The sequence below is a fragment of the Vibrio sp. genome, assembly GCF_048266485.1.
In the GTDB taxonomy this organism is placed as follows: Bacteria; Pseudomonadota; Gammaproteobacteria; order Enterobacterales; family Vibrionaceae; genus Vibrio.
Genome location: NZ_JBLWZK010000005.1, coordinates 166,758 through 184,829, shown reverse-complemented (window position 1 = coordinate 184,829; position 18,072 = coordinate 166,758). Strand labels below are relative to the sequence as shown.

At 41.8% G+C, this 18,072-nt stretch carries 16 protein-coding genes, 1 other RNA gene and 1 pseudogene; 13 read left to right on the top strand and 5 right to left on the bottom strand.

The window, feature by feature from the left end:
* Positions 1-630: 630 nt before the first annotated feature.
* Positions 631-852 carry a hypothetical protein gene (locus ACN0T8_RS08920; protein WP_417880281.1) on the top strand — a complete coding sequence of 74 codons (222 nt, stop codon included), beginning with the start codon at positions 631-633 and terminating at the stop codon, positions 850-852.
* 56 nt (positions 853-908) lie between these two features.
* Here the strand turns inward: ACN0T8_RS08920 and ACN0T8_RS08915 are convergent.
* From ACN0T8_RS08915 to ACN0T8_RS08895, 5 genes and pseudogenes are all read right to left on the bottom strand, one after another.
* A pseudogene (locus ACN0T8_RS08915) lies at positions 909-977 on the bottom strand (hypothetical protein); the annotation flags it as partial.
* Between the two features lie 57 nt (positions 978-1,034).
* A complete protein-coding gene (locus tag ACN0T8_RS08910; protein ID WP_417880280.1) occupies positions 1,035-1,382 on the bottom strand; it encodes a hypothetical protein in 348 nt (115 codons plus the stop codon).
* Between the two features lie 5 nt (positions 1,383-1,387).
* Complete coding sequence (locus ACN0T8_RS08905; protein ID WP_417880279.1) at positions 1,388-1,978, bottom strand: phosphoheptose isomerase; 591 nt, start codon at positions 1,976-1,978, stop codon at positions 1,388-1,390.
* Between the two features lie 3 nt (positions 1,979-1,981).
* Positions 1,982-2,365, bottom strand: coding sequence for a YraN family protein (locus ACN0T8_RS08900; protein ID WP_417880278.1), 384 nt, complete (start codon positions 2,363-2,365; stop codon positions 1,982-1,984).
* Entirely contained in the window at positions 2,334-4,160 is a 1,827-nt protein-coding gene (locus ACN0T8_RS08895) for a penicillin-binding protein activator (RefSeq protein ID WP_417880277.1), read from the bottom strand. The genes ACN0T8_RS08900 and ACN0T8_RS08895 overlap by 32 nt, the downstream gene beginning before the upstream one ends.
* Before the next feature lie 61 nt (positions 4,161-4,221).
* Here ACN0T8_RS08895 and rsmI point away from each other — a divergent pair, with 61 nt between their 5' ends.
* The 12 genes from rsmI (at position 4,222) to murC (ending at position 18,005) form a co-directional block, all read left to right on the top strand.
* Positions 4,222-5,088 (top strand): 16S rRNA (cytidine(1402)-2'-O)-methyltransferase, encoded by an 867-nt coding sequence (rsmI, locus tag ACN0T8_RS08890; protein ID WP_417880276.1) that lies wholly within the window; start codon positions 4,222-4,224, stop codon positions 5,086-5,088.
* Between the two features lie 60 nt (positions 5,089-5,148).
* Positions 5,149-5,582: RNase P RNA component class A (rnpB, locus tag ACN0T8_RS08885), an RNA gene on the top strand.
* Positions 5,583-5,789: 207 nt separating this feature from the next.
* Positions 5,790-6,740 (top strand): 16S rRNA (cytosine(1402)-N(4))-methyltransferase RsmH, encoded by a 951-nt coding sequence (gene rsmH, locus ACN0T8_RS08880; protein ID WP_417880275.1) that lies wholly within the window; start codon positions 5,790-5,792, stop codon positions 6,738-6,740.
* Between the two features lie 13 nt (positions 6,741-6,753).
* Positions 6,754-7,074: a cell division protein FtsL gene (gene ftsL / locus ACN0T8_RS08875; protein WP_417880274.1), complete on the top strand. Its 321-nt coding sequence runs from the start codon at positions 6,754-6,756 to the stop codon at positions 7,072-7,074.
* Positions 7,071-8,828, top strand: coding sequence for a penicillin-binding transpeptidase domain-containing protein (locus tag ACN0T8_RS08870; protein ID WP_417880273.1), 1,758 nt, complete (start codon positions 7,071-7,073; stop codon positions 8,826-8,828). The genes ftsL and ACN0T8_RS08870 overlap by 4 nt, the downstream gene beginning before the upstream one ends.
* A gap of 5 nt (positions 8,829-8,833) precedes the next feature.
* Positions 8,834-10,348 (top strand): UDP-N-acetylmuramoyl-L-alanyl-D-glutamate--2,6-diaminopimelate ligase, encoded by a 1,515-nt coding sequence (gene murE / locus ACN0T8_RS08865; protein WP_417880272.1) that lies wholly within the window; start codon positions 8,834-8,836, stop codon positions 10,346-10,348.
* A complete protein-coding gene (gene murF / locus ACN0T8_RS08860) occupies positions 10,345-11,745 on the top strand; it encodes a UDP-N-acetylmuramoyl-tripeptide--D-alanyl-D-alanine ligase (protein WP_417880271.1) in 1,401 nt (466 codons plus the stop codon). Before murE ends, murF begins: the two co-directional genes overlap by 4 nt.
* Complete coding sequence (mraY, locus tag ACN0T8_RS08855; RefSeq protein ID WP_417880270.1) at positions 11,742-12,824, top strand: phospho-N-acetylmuramoyl-pentapeptide-transferase; 1,083 nt, start codon at positions 11,742-11,744, stop codon at positions 12,822-12,824. Before murF ends, mraY begins: the two co-directional genes overlap by 4 nt.
* Positions 12,825-12,845: 21 nt before the next feature.
* Positions 12,846-14,186, top strand: coding sequence for a UDP-N-acetylmuramoyl-L-alanine--D-glutamate ligase (murD, locus tag ACN0T8_RS08850; protein WP_417880269.1), 1,341 nt, complete (start codon positions 12,846-12,848; stop codon positions 14,184-14,186).
* A 64-nt stretch (positions 14,187-14,250) separates the two neighbouring features.
* Positions 14,251-15,477, top strand: a complete 1,227-nt coding sequence (ftsW, locus tag ACN0T8_RS08845) for a cell division protein FtsW (RefSeq protein ID WP_417880268.1) — start codon at positions 14,251-14,253, stop codon at positions 15,475-15,477.
* Positions 15,464-16,528, top strand: coding sequence for an undecaprenyldiphospho-muramoylpentapeptide beta-N-acetylglucosaminyltransferase (gene murG, locus ACN0T8_RS08840; protein WP_417880267.1), 1,065 nt, complete (start codon positions 15,464-15,466; stop codon positions 16,526-16,528). Before ftsW ends, murG begins: the two co-directional genes overlap by 14 nt.
* Positions 16,529-16,538: 10 nt before the next feature.
* Positions 16,539-18,005: a UDP-N-acetylmuramate--L-alanine ligase gene (gene murC / locus ACN0T8_RS08835; RefSeq protein WP_417880266.1), complete on the top strand. Its 1,467-nt coding sequence runs from the start codon at positions 16,539-16,541 to the stop codon at positions 18,003-18,005.
* Positions 18,006-18,072: the final 67 nt, after the last annotated feature.

Here is an 18,072-nt window from a genome sequence, read left to right as displayed (position 1 = left end):
TCCGCCACTTATATCTCTTAGATAAAGAGTAGAAACCTGATTCGAAAGAATCAGGTTTTTTTTCGTCTGTTGAAAATAAAATCTATAAGAGCCAATATTGAGAAGTGGTTATTCAGTTGGTAGTTGTTGGTTAAAGCAAGCTGGCTGTCAGTTTGCTTTAACCTAGTAAGGTATTAGGGAATGTTTAAAATTCTTCTATTCCGCCATGACTATTCTCTAATTCTAAAAAATACACAGACCAGATTCGAAAGAGTTAGTTGTCACAAAGAATGATTATTCTCTGGTTTAACTGCAACTCCAGAATTCATTGCCTAGATAGTACTACTAGGTGCTGATTTATTGCAGATCGTTTTTTGCTACTCAACTCTAACCTTTGACTATGAGAATTAAGCTATTAAGTGTTGATACAGAGGGCCTTATTTTATCTGATCTACTCCTTGTGAATAGAGAGAATATCAAATAGCAGGATGACTTATTCATTAATAAATTCAGATACAGCGTTTAATATAGAACCACTTTTAAACAAGGGGTGAGATTATTAAAGGAGTGACAGAGGGCTGGATAAATGAATATTTAACTCTAAAAAAGCAGAGTAATCAGTACTCTGCTTTCGTTATATGCGAATTAAACTTGTTTGAAGGGCTAATTTACGGCGTAGTTAACACATCCATTTCATTAATAGGCGTATCTACGTCTTCGATTATTGGTGTAGCTGCGCCATTACTATCGTTTATCGGATCTAATTCTGTTGTAGTACTCTTATCTGTTTCTAGCGTACTACTCGTCGCATCGGGCTCATTGCTATTTGAAGTTGGAGCTGGTTTAGATTCTATGAGTGGTGAGCTTACGTAATTGAATGCTTTGATTACTTTGGAAACATCTTCTATTTTACTGGCAACATCCGCCGCAATTTGAGCGTCTTCTTTCGATATGTTACCAATTAAAAATACTTCTTTATTTTCAGTGGTTACTTTTATGTTGTATTTATCTAGTCGGTCATCTGATAGAAGCGCACTTTTTACTTTAGTGGTTAACTAAATATCATGACTGATTTGCTGGAATGATAGAGGTTTTGCGATGCGAATTTGGTTATAAACTTTGTCTACGTTTGGTAAGTTTTTTACGTAGCCTTCGATGGACTGTTTATTCTCTTCATCAATGGATTGCCCTAAAAGTAAGATGTGTCCTGTACTCGTGATTTCGGAAGTTACGCGAACCTTTCCTCTATACTGGGGGGCTCGATTTAATGCATTAATGTTTGATTGTATGTTTTTTTCTTGCCATTGCTGTTGCTGAGAAGGCTCAGAAGAACTACCTGTTGAGGCACAACTAGTAACTAAAAATAAGCTAATGAAGCATAAAATAACAATGTGTTTTTTCATATTACTTATCCGTCGTGAGAGGGAAATATTACTTGATCGATTAAGTCACATAAACAATGAAGCGTTAACATATGAACTTCGTGAATTCTTGCTGTTCTATGTGATGGAATACGTATTTCCACATCAGACTCACCAAGTAATCCTGCAAGTTCACCGCCATCTTTACCAGTAAATGCAATGATGGTCATATCCCGAGTGACAGCCGCTTCAACGGCTTTGATAATATTGCTGCTGTTTCCACTGGTAGAAATAGCAATCAACACATCACCGGCTTGGCCGAAAGCTCTTACCTGTTTAGAAAAGATCTCTTGATAGTGATAATCATTGGCTATAGCTGTTAGCGTCGAAGTATCTGTTGTTAAAGCCATTGCTGGAAGGCTTGGTCGTTCTGTTTCGAAACGATTCAGTAAACAAGAGACAAATTGTTGTGCGTTAGCTGCAGAGCCGCCATTACCACAACAAAGGATTTTATTACCGTTCAATAAGCTACTCACCATTGCTTGTGCTGCATGAGTGATGGCATCGGGGAGAGATTCTGCAGCAGCAATTTGAATCTGAATGCTTTCTTTAAAGCTATCATTAATGCTATCTAGCATGCTTTATCCTTGAGTAATTGCATTTTTTATCCAATTGATATCCTCACCATTTTTATGAATAGCAATGACATCAAAACGAAAGGAGGTTTTTTCGATTGGCAGTGATTGTTTCTTAAGCCACACCATAGCGGTTTTTATCAGCTTTTGAGACTTTTGGTAGGTTACCATTTCCGCTGCATGACCAAATGATGATGAGGCTCGATATTTAACTTCGACAAACACAATAGTTTGTCCATCTTTCATAATTAAGTCGATTTCGCCAAATCGGCAATTCATATTTCTTTCTAACACATGAAGCCCTTGGCCGATCAGATATTGATTGGCCAAGCTTTCATATTGAGAACCGATTTCTCGCTTATTTTTGATCTTCTGACTGAAAAGCTTCATGCTCAGCCCAACTTAGATCTCTTTGTACCACACATTGATCATCAATACTTAAAGTACCTGTTTGACCTTGGTACTGATAGCTTTGAATAACCTTCATTGTTTGAAGTTGAGTAAGCAAGCTATATGAGTCCATACCTAATGCATGTAGACGCTTTTCAGTGTTACTGCTTTTGGGCCATAAGTTATCGTACTCGGTCAATTCAGCATTATCTTTATTCAACAGCATTGGAATGTCGCTAAATATAATACCACTGACATCTTGATAGGCACGAGCTTTACCATTATTGCTACTAGAGTTGGAGAACAGTTTAGGTGGCTTAGCATCTGGGTTAATAGCAACTTCAATAAATGGCTTTAGCAGCGTTAACTCTGAGCGGTTTGCTATAATGTAAACAGAATCAATATCTCTACGACTGCGAGCTTCGGTTTCCATTTCCATATTACTGATTTGTCTAATCTGGTTGATGCGAGCTTGGCTATCAGTTAGGCCAAACGCATCTTTAACATTTTTTTGCAATTCAGCACGATTACCAAATGGCGTTGATGCTACTGGCGTATTGCTTAATTCATTCCATTTTTCTGTAAATGCTTCAGTAATACGTTCACCAAGTTTCCCTTTAGGTGCCAGTACTAGTGGGTATTTAAAACCAGTTTCAAAAATGTGCTTAGCCGCTTGTGCCCCTTCTTGTTCTGGCGATAGCGTTAAGTAACAAACTTGAGAACCTTGCTCTAATTTATCTGGGAAGTTTAGCGCCAACATAGGAATATTGTTGTTATTGATATCTTGTAATTGCTCAATGTTATCTTTGATCAATGGGCCTACGATGAAATCAGTATTATTAGTTTTTAGCTGAGCATAAATATCTTGCAGGCTCTGTGTTGACGTATCGTAAACCGTCATCTTTAGAGAAGGGGCTTTATCTGCATCATCTGTCATTGCATGAATAAAGCCATCGCGGATTAACTTTGCAGGCATTTCATATTTACCAGAAAGAGGTAGGAGTACTGCGACATTTTCCGGCGTTGAAATATCGAGTTCTAAAATGCGTTGCACATCTTCAGGAGTGTGAGTCACGATTGGGTGGTTAATATTGATACTAAACCATTGCTGAAGTTCTGTTTTCAAACCACTTGGGTTGTTTAGCTGTGTCTTCATTTGAGTGGCGACATATAACCAACCTTGTAATTCAGTTTCACTTGGGTGAACTTCGAGTTGAACAATGGTCTCCTTAGAATATTTCTTTAAGTTTTCCCAAATTCTCTTATCGGTTGATTCTTGCTTATTGACAGGTTGAAACTCTTTGTAAGCAATCCATTCACGATCGGCATTGAAAAAATCTCGAATATCTTCAAACAGTTTAGCACGTTGCTGATGATAATTACGCCATTGAATGTCTGCTAATTGCCACTGCTGTTGGAAGTTTAATTCTTTTAATGCAGCCTCTGAGTCAACAGTCGCAGCTGTAATTTGCGATTTTGCTAATTGCCATTCTGCTTGCTGCATATCATTTAGAGGAAATTGAACGATGCGTTTTAGCAGGCTTTGGCCTTGGTTGTAATTTTTTTCAACTACAGAGGCTTTTAGCGCCATAATGTACAAATCAGTCTGCTCAGTAGATGGTTGAGTATCATTCGCCTCGTCAGTATAGCTGAGTGAGGTTTGTGCCGGTGGGGCGGTAATATCAACTTTATCTGACTCAGATGTAAGTGATGAACACGCTGATACTAATAACATCAAGGCGATAGAAGTAAATAAGCGTGGTACACTGAAGATCTTATGATTCATAATTTGCATGCGTTATATTCTTTATGTGAAAGATTGACTCTATATTAATCGCTCAAGTGACGGTAAACAAATGATAGATAACAAAACTGCTCTTTTAGATTCCCCAGCGCTATATATTGTTCCTACCCCAATTGGTAATTTAGGGGATATCACTCAACGATCATTAGATATTTTAAATCAAGTTGACCTGATTGCTGCTGAAGATACAAGGCATAGTGGTCGTTTATTCTCTCATTTTGGCATATCAACCAAAACTTATGCATTACATGATCATAATGAGCAACAAAAAGCACAAGTATTAGTTGAAAAAGTGTTAGCGGGAGAGTCGATCGCATTAGTTTCTGATGCGGGGACTCCTCTAATTAGTGATCCAGGGTATCACCTAGTGACTAAATGTCGTCAAGCGGGGGTTAAAGTTGTGCCATTACCAGGTGCTTGCGCCGTGATCACGGCTTTAAGTGCTTCAGGATTACCGTCGGATCGCTTTAGTTTTGAAGGCTTCTTACCGGCTAAAAGTAAAGGTCGTAAAGATAAGTTATTAGAAATTAGCAAAGCCGAGCGTACTTGTATCTTTTACGAATCGCCTCATCGAATTACAGATAGTTTGGACGATATGCTGGCAGTGTTAGGGCCTGAGCGTGAAGTCGTGCTTGCACGTGAATTAACCAAAGCATTTGAAACGATTCATGGTGCGCCGCTAAGTGAGTTGATCGAGTGGATCAATGAAGATGACAACCGTAAGCGCGGAGAAATGGTCATTCTTATTCATGGTTATCGAGAAGATAAATCTACCGATGCGCTTCCGGATGACGCTTTAAGAACCTTAAAAATTTTGACTCAAGAATTGCCACTGAAAAAAGCAGCAGCTTTAGTCGCGGAAATTCACAATTTGAAAAAGAATGCTCTATATAAGTGGGGACTGGATAACCTAGATTAATATATTTCTATATGTGCCGATTCGCTTGTCTTCTAAGGTGATGTGCGTATAATCCGCGTCGGAGTTGACTGGATAGTCGCTGCTTCGTTGATGTCCTTACTGGTTTTTGCCTAGGTAGAAACCAGTGGGAGACTGTCGGAGGGGAGGAAAGTCCGGGCTTCAAAGAGCAGGGTGCCAGGTAACGCCTGGGGAGCGTGAGCTCACGACAAGTGCAGCAGAGAGAAGACCGCCGATGACGCTATTCTTCATTTCTTCGGAAGTAAGAAGCGAACAGGTAAGGGTGAAAGGGTGCGGTAAGAGCGCACCGTGCGTCTGGCAACAGTTCGTAGCAGGGTAAACTCCACCCGAAGCAAGACCAAATAGGCCCTCACATTGCGTTGCTCGCGTAAGGGGGCGGGTAGGTTGCTCGAGCCAGTGAGCGATTGCTGGCCTAGACGAATGGCTATCACCGCGCAAGCGGAGACAGAACCCGGCTTATGATGTCAACTCCACCTATTTAAATAAACCCATCGCAGTTTACTGTGGTGGGTTTTTTTATGAATTTCTTCATTCGTTGTCTTCCTTTTGACGTGCTATTAACGATTCTAGTTAGAATTAGCTTAAACTAAGCCAAATAAGCGCAAATTTCCGCTGATTTCTTGCGTTGCGCGCCTGACATGAATATCCTAAGCCATTCATCTTAAATTGAGTTATTGAACCCTATGACCGACACCTTCCAACACGTTTCTGTACTCCTTAATGAATCTATTGAAGGATTGAATATAAAGCCAAATGGTATTTATATTGACGGCACATTTGGTCGAGGAGGTCATAGCCGTACGATTTTATCTCAACTCGGTCCTGAAGGGCGCTTATATAGTATCGATCGAGATCCTCAAGCGATTGAAGAAGCAAAAAAAATAGATGATCCCCGCTTTACCATTATTCATGGTCCTTTTTCTGGTATCCAATTTTATGCTGAGCAATATCAATTGGTTGGCAAGGTTGATGGCGTATTATTTGATCTTGGTGTCTCATCACCACAATTGGATGATGCTGATCGCGGCTTTAGTTTTATGAAAGACGGGCCATTAGATATGCGAATGGATCCGACAACTGGTCAATCAGCTGCAGAATGGCTAGCAGAAGCGGAGCTTGATGATATTACCTGGGTACTACGAGAGTTTGGTGAAGAAAAGCACGCCCGTCGTATTGCTCGTGGTTTAGTTGAATATCGCGAAAATCCGGAACATGAACCACTGATGAGAACTAGCCAATTGGCTAAGCTTATCTCAGATGTTGCACCAAAGAATTTTAAAGAAAAAAAGCACCCTGCAACGCGAAGTTTTCAAGCAATTCGGATTTATATTAATAGTGAATTGGAAGAAATCGACTTCGCTTTAAAAGGGGCGATGAATATCTTAGCGCCAGAAGGTCGTCTTTCTGTGATTAGTTTTCACTCTTTAGAAGACCGCATGGTGAAGCGATTTATGCGCCGTGAGAGCCAAGGTCCTCAAGTACCTCATGGTATTCCTATGACGGAAGATCAAATTAAAGCTTTAGGTTCTGCCAATATGAAAACGGTAGGTAAAGCAATTAAACCGTCTAAATCAGAAGTTGAAGTTAATACACGTTCACGCAGCTCAGTATTACGTATTGCTGAAAAACTATGATCATTAAAATACTATGAAAGATAAACAACCACCCACTCTAATTCGTAGTATCTGGACTGATCTTATTTCGGTAGGTCGAGTTCCATTGGTATTACTGCTGCTTATTTTTGTAAGCTCTATAGCGGTAGTGTTAACCACTTATAATACTCGTAATCAAATTACTCTGCGTGATGAATTATTAGAAAGTCGCGAGCAGCTTGATAGTGAGTGGCGTAACTTGATATTAGAAGAGAACGCTCTTGCTGAGCATACTCGAGTTCAGAAGGTCGCAATCAAAGATCTTGATATGAAACGTCCTGATTCGGATAAAGAAGTGGTTGTGAACCTTAAATGAAAAAGCCGACAAATAAAAAAACGGTAAAGAACAAGAAAACCGTTAATAAAAAGAAGTCATCTCAATCCTCCGATATTTTGATCCCTTGGCGATATAACCTAGTCATAGTCTTTATCGTATTAGCTTTATTTGTGCTGGTAGCGCGAACGGCGTATATCCAAGTGATCGAACCTGATCAACTTATTCAACAAGCTGATATGCGTTCAGTGCGCGTAAAAGCAATCGCAACCGCTCGTGGTATTATTTCTGACCGAAATGGTGAGCCGTTGGCGGTGAGTGTTCCTGTGCAAGCAGTTTGGGCGGATCCTGCCACTATAATTAAAGAAAATGGTCTTGATGAACTTGATCGTTGGTATGCACTTGCTAACGTACTTGGGCTCGAACAACAAGGCTTAGTGGATAAAATTCGCCAGAATAAACGTAAGCGCTTTATTTACTTACAGCGCCAAGTTAGTCCTGCAATGTCTAAATATGTTCGAGAATTGAAACTGCCAGGTATTGGCTTGAAAGATGAATCTCGTCGTTTTTACCCAGCCGGGGAAGTCAGCGCGCATGTCGTTGGCGTGACTGGTATTGACGGACATGGCCTTGAGGGTATGGAGCGGAGTTTTGATGATTGGTTAACGGGAGAAGCGGGTAAGCGAACCATTCGAAAAGACCGTTTTGGACGTGTTGTTGAAAATATTTCATTAAAAACACAAGAGCCTGGTAAACCTTTACAACTCACTATTGATCAACGTTTGCAGGCAATTGCCTATCGTGCGATTAAGCAAGCAGTAGCCGATTTTCGAGCCACTTCAGGAACCGCCGTTCTAGTCGATGTTAAAACCGGTAATGTACTCGCGATGGTCAATGCGCCTTCCTATAACCCGAATAACCGCGAACAATTGCAAAGTTTCCGCATGCGTAACCGTGCGCTTACCGATTCTATTGAACCGGGTTCAACTATGAAGCCATTTGTGATTTTGGCGGGCTTAGATAAAGGTATTATTGATGATAAAACGGTTATCGATACTGGCAATGGCATCATGCGAATTGGTGGCAGCCGAGTTCGAGATTCTGAGCGCGCGGGTAAAGCTGATTTAACCACTATCTTAAAGAAATCAAGTAACGTAGGTGTGGCAACCATTGCGTTAAAAATGGATGTGCGTGAAATTCTTGGTATGTATAGCGGAGTAGGCTTTGGTAATGTTTCTGGCCTACGCTTACCGGGCGAAGTAACCGGTATATTCCCAGATCGCCGTCGTTGGTCTCCATTTGAGCAAGCGACCTTAGCCTTTGGTTATGGTATTTCAGTCACACCATTACAGCTCGCGCATGCTTACGCGACGCTAGGTAATATGGGGGTGAATAAGCCGCTGCATATCTTAAAAGGAAGTACATCCGGTCGTACCTTTAGAGCGGCGGATGCAGATGCGGCTCGCAAAGTAGTCGATATGCTTGAGCAGGTTACTCATAAAGGTGGTACGGCGCGCTCGGCTAAAGTACCGGGGTATCGTGTTGGTGCGAAAACAGGTACATCACGTAAAGCAAAGGCGGGGGGATACAGTGATCAATACGTTGCCTTAACGGCTGGTCTTGCGCCAATTAGTGATCCTCGCCTTGCATTAGTTGTAGTCGTCAATGAGCCACAAGGTGATAAGTTCTATGGTGGTTCGGTTGCTGGGCCTGTTTTTGCAGAAATTATGAAAGGGGCGCTGCAAATTATGAATGTCACGCCAGATGCGACACCTGAATCTGAGGCTGGGGAATAAAATATATGGTTCGATTACTTTCTGATTTGTTGAAACCTTGGATTGCATTAGATTCTGAATTTGCCATTAATGTCGCGGAGTTGCAGCTTGACAGTCGTAAAGTGTCCGCTGGCGATATATTTGTTGCCATTCAAGGTCATGAGGTTGATGGCCGGGCCTTTATTGATAAAGCGATTTCTTCTGGTGCGGTTGCGGTTATTGCAGATGCTAGTCAGGAAAACCCTCATCAACATATTGAATGGCGTGCTAGTGTACCAGTTATTTACTTATCAGAAATTGGATCGCAGCTTTCACATCTTGCGACCTGTTTATATCAGTTTGAACCAATGCAATTAATCGGTATTACAGGCACCAATGGAAAAACCACTATTTCGCAGTTGATTGCCCAGTGGGTAGGCTTGCTTGGTAAAAAGGCTGCAGTGATGGGAACAACAGGCAATGGATTTTTGAATGATTTAAAACCTGCGGTCAACACTACGGGCAATGCAATTGAAATTCAGCAGACATTAAGCCAATTGCAACAACAAGGTGCTGAATATACGGCATTAGAAGTTTCCTCTCATGGTCTTGTGCAAGGACGTGTTAAAGCGCTGCCTTTCGCTGCTGCTGCATTTACTAACTTAAGCCGTGATCACCTTGATTATCACGGCAGCATGGAAGAATACGCAGAAGCCAAATTCAGTTTGTTTTCTCAACATGACTGCCAGCATCAAATTATTAATGCAGATGATGAGGTTGGCCAACAATGGCTTCAACGTTTACCGGATGCAATCGCCGTTTCTTTAATTAAGCCGCAGCTTTCTTCGAGAAGTCCAGATTCGACACATCCGGCTTCAACACATGATTGTTTGTGGGCCAATGAGGTTCACTACTCAGATGCTGGCATCAGCTTATCGATTGATGGTCATTGGGGAGCAGCCGATTTGCAAGTCCCGTTAATTGGTGCTTTCAATGCCAGTAATTTGCTGGTGGCGTTAGCAACCTTGCTGAGTCTAGGGTTTGAGTTAAATCAGTTAGTTCAAGTCGCACCTCAATTGAGGCCTGTAATCGGTCGTATGGAACTTTTTCAAGCGTCTAAACCGCAAGCTAAAGTTGTCGTAGACTACGCACACACACCAGATGCGTTAGAAAAAGCCTTGATGGCACTACGCGTACATTGCCAAGGAAAACTTTGGTCAATCTTTGGTTGTGGTGGGGAGCGTGATTCCGGTAAACGCCCAATGATGACGGAAATATCTGAGCGCCTTGCTGATGAGTCGATCATTACTGATGATAATCCACGCTCAGAAGATCCGGCTAAAATTGTCGCCGATATGTTGCAAGGGGCGATAAACCCAGAACAGATTCATGTGATCCACTCTCGTTATCTAGCGTGTCAATATGCTCTTCAACAAGCTGGTGAGGGCGATATTATTTTATTAGCAGGCAAAGGACATGAAGACTATCAAATCATTAATGGCCAAAACGTACATTATTCTGACCGCGAAACCGCACAAGTTTTATTAGGGTTACCTTTATGATCCCATTTTCTTTACAGCAACTTGCACTGATAACCTCGGGTTCTCTTCTCGGTAACAATACCGATATTACTTCGGTGACGACAGATACTCGCAACATTGAATCCGGTGCTTTATTTGTTGCCTTAGTTGGCGAGCGATTCGATGCTCATGATTTTTGTCAGCAAGCGGTAGATTCTGGTGCCAATGCTTTATTAGTTTCTAAGAAGCTCGATCTCGATATTCCACAAGTTGTTGTCGCGGAGACTCAAAAAGCACTCGGTCAACTTGGACAATGGATGCACCAACAATCAAAGGCGAAAACCTTAGCGCTGACAGGAAGCTGCGGAAAAACCACCGTCAAAGAAATGTTGGCCGCTATTTTAAAGCAAAAAGGCCAAGTACTTGCTACAGCGGGTAATTTTAATAATGAAATAGGTGTTCCGTTAACGCTGCTACGTACCCAAGAAAATGACGATTATGCGGTGATTGAATTAGGCGCGAACCATTTAGGTGAAATCGCTTATACCACTAGCTTGGTTCAACCTGATATTGCGTTAGTCAATAATGTTGCCGCCGCACACTTAGAAGGTTTTGGCTCAATTGATGGCGTGGCAAAAGCGAAAGGTGAGATATACCAAGGTCTATCAGCTGGTGGCGATGCTGTCGTTAATCTAGATAGCAATGGTTTATCTCATTGGCAATCTATCTTGGCTGATAAAAGCGTTATCACTTTTTCGGTCGATAATTCGGATGCAGATTTTTATTCACAACAAATTGAAGTTAACCAGCGTGGTGAAGCTTCATTTGTGTTGATGAGTCCTCTCGGTGAAAAGTTTGTGAGCTTACCTATGATCGGCAAACACAATATTAGCAATGCTTTGGCTGCTGCCGCGATGGCGATTCAAGCGGGAGCGACGTTAGATGAAGTGGTCAGTGGTTTACAAGTACCAAGCCATGTTAAAGGACGAGTGGAAGCGATGGATTTAACCGAGGAAGTACGTGTGATTGATGATAGCTATAATGCGAGCGTACCCGCGATGAAAGCCGCCGCCGATTTATTAGCAAACTATCAAGGCACCCGTTGGTTGATTCTTGGTTATATGGCAGAGCTTGGTGATGAAAGCCAAGCATTACACCGAGAAGTAGGCGAGCATGCGGCACAATATAATTTTGACTATGTCCTCACTTTTGGAGAGGATACCGCGATTATTAGCCAGCTTTGCCAACAAACCGATGATTTATCGACTTGTGGTAAACATTTTACTACCCATAGCGCTATGATTGATTTTATTAAGCAGCACTTACCTAACCCAAAACTAGAAATGCAAGCAGACCAAAAACATACTTTACTGATCAAAGGAGCACATAGCTCTAAAATGTGTCAGGTTGTTGCTGCTTTGAAGGAGAACTACGCATGATCATTTGGCTCGCAGAACTGTTACAGCCATATTTATCCTTTTTTCGATTGTTTGAATATCTCTCTTTTCGGGCTATTTTGAGCATTTTGACTGCTTTGGGGTTATCTCTTTGGATAGGACCTAAACTTATCCAGCGTTTACAGCTTTTACAAATTGGTCAAGTCGTGCGTAATGACGGTCCTGAATCTCACTTTAGTAAACGTGGCACCCCAACGATGGGCGGTGTGATGATACTAGCAGCGATCACTGTGACCGTTTTCCTATGGGCAGATTTATCTAACCCTTATGTTTGGGCGGTGATAGCAGTATTGCTTGGTTATGGTGTCGTTGGTTTTGTTGATGACTATCGTAAAGTTGTGCGCAAAAATACAGATGGCTTGATTGCTCGCTGGAAGTATTTTTGGCAATCAGTCATTGCACTAGGTATAGCGTTTGCTTTATATGCAATGGGCAAAGATACTTCAGCGACTCAACTAGTGGTTCCTTTCTTTAAAGATGTGATGCCACAACTTGGTTTGATGTATATCGTGCTGACTTACTTTGTAATTGTAGGTACCAGTAATGCGGTGAACTTAACCGATGGTCTAGATGGCTTAGCGATCATGCCTACGGTATTAGTTGCAGCAGGCTTTGGTGTTATCGCTTGGGCGACGGGTAACGTCAATTTCTCTGAATATTTGCACATTCCTTATATTCCTTATACCAGTGAGCTTGTGATTGTTTGTACTGCAATAGTTGGGGCTGGTTTAGGCTTTTTATGGTTTAACACCTATCCAGCACAAGTATTTATGGGCGATGTTGGTTCATTAGCGTTAGGTGGAGCTTTAGGGACGATTGCGGTTTTGGTTCGTCAAGAGTTTGTATTGGTGATCATGGGTGGGGTATTCGTGATGGAAACCCTATCGGTTATCTTGCAAGTCGGTTCTTATAAATTACGTGGCCAGCGTATTTTCCGTATGGCACCGATTCACCACCATTACGAATTAAAAGGCTGGCCGGAACCTCGCGTTATTGTGCGTTTTTGGATCATCTCTATCGTATTGGTATTAATTGGCTTAGCGACACTGAAAATACGTTAATTTTTTATAGGATATTACTTTATGTCACACTCATTATTAGCAAAATGGCAAGGGATACAACGTGTCGTTGTGGTTGGCTTGGGTGTGACGGGGTTATCCGTTATTCGATATTTACAAAAACTGCCACAGGATTTATCGATAAAGGTTATTGATACTCGTTCCGAACCACCTGGTGTGGAATTGTTGGATGCTAGCGTTGAAGTACATACTGGTAGTTGGCAGCTTGATTGGTTATTGGAAGCAGACTTAATTGTGACTAATCCGGGAATTGCATTAGCTACTCCAGAGATTCAACAAGCGCTGGCAAACAATATTCCGGTAGTTGGTGATATCGAGTTATTCGCATGGGCAGCCAATGCGCCAGTGGTGGCTATCACTGGTTCAAACGGCAAAAGTACGGTCACCGATTTAACAGGCGTTTTGGCAAAATCTGCCGGGTTAACGGTGGGTGTCGGTGGCAATATCGGCGTGCCAGCTTTGGATCTACTTGCAGATAATGTGGATTTGTATGTGTTGGAACTCTCTAGTTTTCAACTGGAAACTACATCGTCATTGAAATTGGCCGCGGCTGCTTATTTGAATCTTTCTGAAGATCATATGGATCGCTACCAAGGCATGGAAGACTATGCTGAGGCGAAGCAACGTATTTTCTTACATGCCGATAAAGCGATTGTTAATCGTGCTGAACCAGAAACCTATCCCAAAAATGATATCCCAGTTGTCAGTTTTGGCTTTGATGAGCAAGACTTTGGCTTGGTGTGGTTAGAAGCGCAAGAATATATTTCTAAGCAAGGTCAACCAATTGTCGCGGTTGAGGATTTAAAACTTGTCGGTAGACACAATGTCGCCAATAGCTTGGTCGCTTTAGCCTTGCTAGATAGTGTTGATGTTGAATTATCGAAGGTTGTGCCTGCGTTGAAAACTTACTCAGGGCTAACACATCGCTGTCAGTTAGTTGTGGATAATAATGGTATTAAATGGATCAATGATTCTAAAGCAACCAACGTAGCCAGTACGTTAGCGGCATTATCGGGGTTGCAATTAACAGGCAGTCTGCATCTGTTGGTTGGTGGCGTTGGAAAAGGCGCGGATTTTTCTGAATTAGCGCCAGTGTTGAAAAACTTAAATGTTCAATTGCATTGCTTTGGTCAAGATGGTGACTCGTTTGTTTCGTTGCACCCTTCGGCACAACGTTGGGAAACAATGGAGCAAGCAATAAACTCGTTTCATCATGAATTAAAAGCGGGTGATTTAGTGATGCTATCGCCTGCTTGTGCCAGTTTTGATCAATTTAAAAACTTTATGGCCAGAGGAGATGAATTCACTCGTTTGGCGCAACATTATATGAAATTATCGTCTTAATAATTTTCTCATTGCTCATTTATCGGATTGAAGGCTGACCGTGGTTAAAGCAAAAGTGCAAAATATGGGTAAAGGATTTCAAGGGTGGATGAGTCAACCTTCTCCTGATGTACTTTACGATCGTCAATTGGTTTGGTTAGCATTTAGTTTAATGTTAATTGGTCTGGTGATGGTCACGTCAGCATCTTTTCCTATTAGTACTCGTCTAACTGGTGAACCATTTCACTTTATGGTGCGACATGGCATATTTTTATTTCTCGCTTTAGGTGCCGCGACGATAGTGGTACAAATTCCGTTAGAACGTTGGATGAAGCATAGCATGCACTTACTTTTGCTCTCTATGTTCTTATTGTTGGTGGTATTGCTGGTTGGACATTCCGTTAATGGTGCGTCTCGTTGGATCCCATTAGGCTTATTTAATTTACAGCCTGCGGAAGTGGCGAAGCTATCATTATTTATTTTTATGTCTAGTTACTTAGTTCGTAAGCATGATGAAGTGAAAAGCTCATTTTTTGGTGGCTTTATCAAACCCATTATTGTATTTGGTTGTTTGGCGGTATTACTGCTCGCTCAGCCCGATTTAGGTACAGTGGTGGTCATGTTGGTGACGTTATTCGGTATGTTATTTATTGCGGGAGCAAAGCTAAAACAGTTTATCGCTCTGCTATTGGTCGGTATCGGCTCAGTAGCCTTATTGATTTTGGCTGAACCTTATCGTATGCGACGCGTAACCTCATTCATGAATCCATTTGAAGATCCTTTTGGTAGTGGTTATCAATTAACCCAATCCTTAATGGCATTTGGTCGTGGTGGTTTATTTGGTCAAGGGCTAGGTAACTCGATTCAGAAGCTAGAATATTTGCCTGAGGCACATACTGACTTTGTCTTTGCGGTGGTGGGAGAAGAGTTAGGCTTTATTGGCGTGACATTGGTCTTATTGATGATTTTTGCTTTGGTATATAAAGCATTATCGATTGGTAAGAGGTCGCTTGAATCGGGCCATTTATTTGGTGGTTTTTTAGCGACTAGTATTAGTATTTGGTTCGCGTTTCAAACCTTAGTTAACGTCGGTGCGGCGGCCGCGATTGTACCAACTAAAGGTTTAACATTACCTTTGATCAGTTATGGTGGTTCTAGTCTTATTATTATGATGACGGCGGTAGCACTGTTGTTACGTATTGATTATGAGCGTCGCTTGGCAGAGTTGTCAGCTAGAACTAAACCGGTGAGTGAAAAGAAACCCCAACCAGATCAAACCCAACAAGAATTAAGTGATAATGAAAAAGAATAAACGTTTATTAGTAATGGCTGGTGGTACTGGTGGACATGTCTTCCCTGGTTTGGCTGTAGCGAAAAAGTTGCAACAGCAAGGTTGGGAGATTCGCTGGTTAGGCACACCTGATCGTATGGAAGCAGATTTAGTACCAAAGCATGGTATTGAAATTGATTTTATTCATGTAAAAGGTCTGCGTGGTCAAGGGCTTGCTAAGCTAATTAAGGCACCTTTTCAAATTGTTAACGCCATTATGCAAGCGAAAAAACATATTAAAGCTTGGCAACCTGATGTGGTTTTAGGCATGGGCGGCTATGTAAGTGGCCCGGGTGGTGTTGCCGCTTGGATGTCTGGTATTCCAGTGGTTCTGCACGAGCAAAATGCCGTTGCCGGTTTAACCAATCAATGGTTATCTAAAATAGCCAAACGAGTGATGCAAGCATTCCCAGGTGCATTTCCCAATGCTGAAGTGGTGGGAAATCCTGTGCGCCAAGATGTCGTCGAGATTGCTGAGCCAAAACAACGCTTAGAACAACGTGATGGACCTATCCGTATTTTGGTTATGGGGGGGAGCCAAGGTGCTCGAATACTGAATACAACGTTACCTCCAGTGATGAGAGCTTTGGGTAATGATTACGAGATACGTCATCAAGCGGGTAAAGGGCAACAACCAATGGTTGAATCACTGTATCAAGAGAACCAAGTGATTAACGCTCAGGTTACCGAGTTTATTGATAATGTGGCACAAGCGTATGAGTGGGCGGATTTATTAGTATGTCGCTCAGGTGCTTTGACGGTTTCTGAAGTTTCTGCTGCTGGTGTTGGGGCTATTTTTATTCCTTTTATGCATAAAGATCGCCAACAAGCACTGAATGCTGATCATCTTGTTCAATGTGGAGCCGCTTTAATGATTGAACAGCCAGATTTGACTGAACAAGTTTTAATGGAACAAATACAACAACTGGATCGGGCTCAGTTACTTGCGATGGCAGAAAAAGCACGATCAGCTGCCATTACCGATGCTGACACACGAGTTGCTGAAGCGATTATCGCTGTAAGCCAAGATTGAGAAATAATTGATGTTAACAAAACAAAATCCCAACCTATCTGAACTGCGTTCTATCGTACCTGAAATGCGCCGAGTAAAGTGTATTCATTTCGTGGGTATTGGTGGTGCTGGCATGAGCGGTATTGCTGAAGTTTTACTTAATGAAGGTTATGACATTAGCGGTTCAGATTTGAATGAAAATACTGTAACTGAGCGTTTGAAGGCAAAAGGGGCGACAATATACATTGGTCATCAAGCAGCGAATATTGAAAAAGCTAGTGTAGTGGTGGTCTCGACTGCGATTTCAACTGATAATCCTGAATTGATTGCGGCTAAAGAGTTACGTATTCCGGTGGTACGTCGTGCCGAAATGCTTGCTGAATTGATGCGTTTTCGCCATGGTATTGCCGTTTCCGGTACTCATGGTAAAACTACAACTACAGCGCTTGTCACACAAATTTATTTTGAAGCGGGTCTCGATCCTACCTTTGTTAATGGCGGATTAGTGAAAAGTGCTGGAACTAACGCACGCTTAGGCTCTAGCCGTTACTTAATTGCTGAAGCTGATGAAAGTGATGCATCCTTCCTGCATTTACAACCAATGGTGAGTATTGTAACCAACATAGAAGCCGACCATATGGACACTTATGGTGGTGATTTTGAAACGTTGAAGCAAACGTTCATCGATTTCCTGCATAATTTACCTTTTTATGGTCAAGCGATCATGTGTATTGATGATCCTGTTGTCAGAGAGTTGATACCACGAGTCAGCCGCCAAGTGATTACTTATGGTTTCTCTGAAGATGCGGATGTTCGAATTGTTAACTATCATCAAAAAGGCCAGCAAGGTAAATTTACCGTAGTCCGTCAAGAGCGTGCTGATTTAGACATTACGTTAAATATTCCAGGTAAACATAATGCGTTAAATGCTGCTGCTGCTATTGCGGTAGCTACTGAAGATAATATTTCAGATGATGCGATTGTACGTGCTTTAGTGAGCACTCAAGGCACTGGTCGTCGATTTGATCATCTAGGTGAGTTTGATACGGGTAATGGTCAAGCTATGTTGGTGGATGACTATGGTCATCATCCCAGTGAGGTTGACGTTACTATTCAAGCGGCTCGCTCAGGTTGGCCAGATAAACGCTTAGTCATGATTTTTCAACCACATCGCTATAGCCGCACACGCGACTTATATGATGATTTCGCGAATGTTCTAGAAAAGGTTGATGTGTTGATTATGCTTGATGTTTATTCTGCAGGTGAAAAACCGATTGCAGGAGCAGATAGCCGTTCTTTATGTCGTACAATTCGCAGTCGTGGCAAAGTCGATCCAATTTTTGTGGATTCATCGAATAAACTCCCCTCAACCTTGGCTAGTTTATTAGAAGACAATGATTTGGTTTTAACTCAAGGGGCGGGTGATGTTGGCCGTGTCGCAAAAATCTTAGAGGATTTTCAACTGGATATTGACAAAATGAAAGTCATTAGTGAGTAAAATAGCTACAAGTTGTCTTGGCACTCAGGCCTTCGGTCAGTATAATCCCTGTTAATTGTCGTTATTT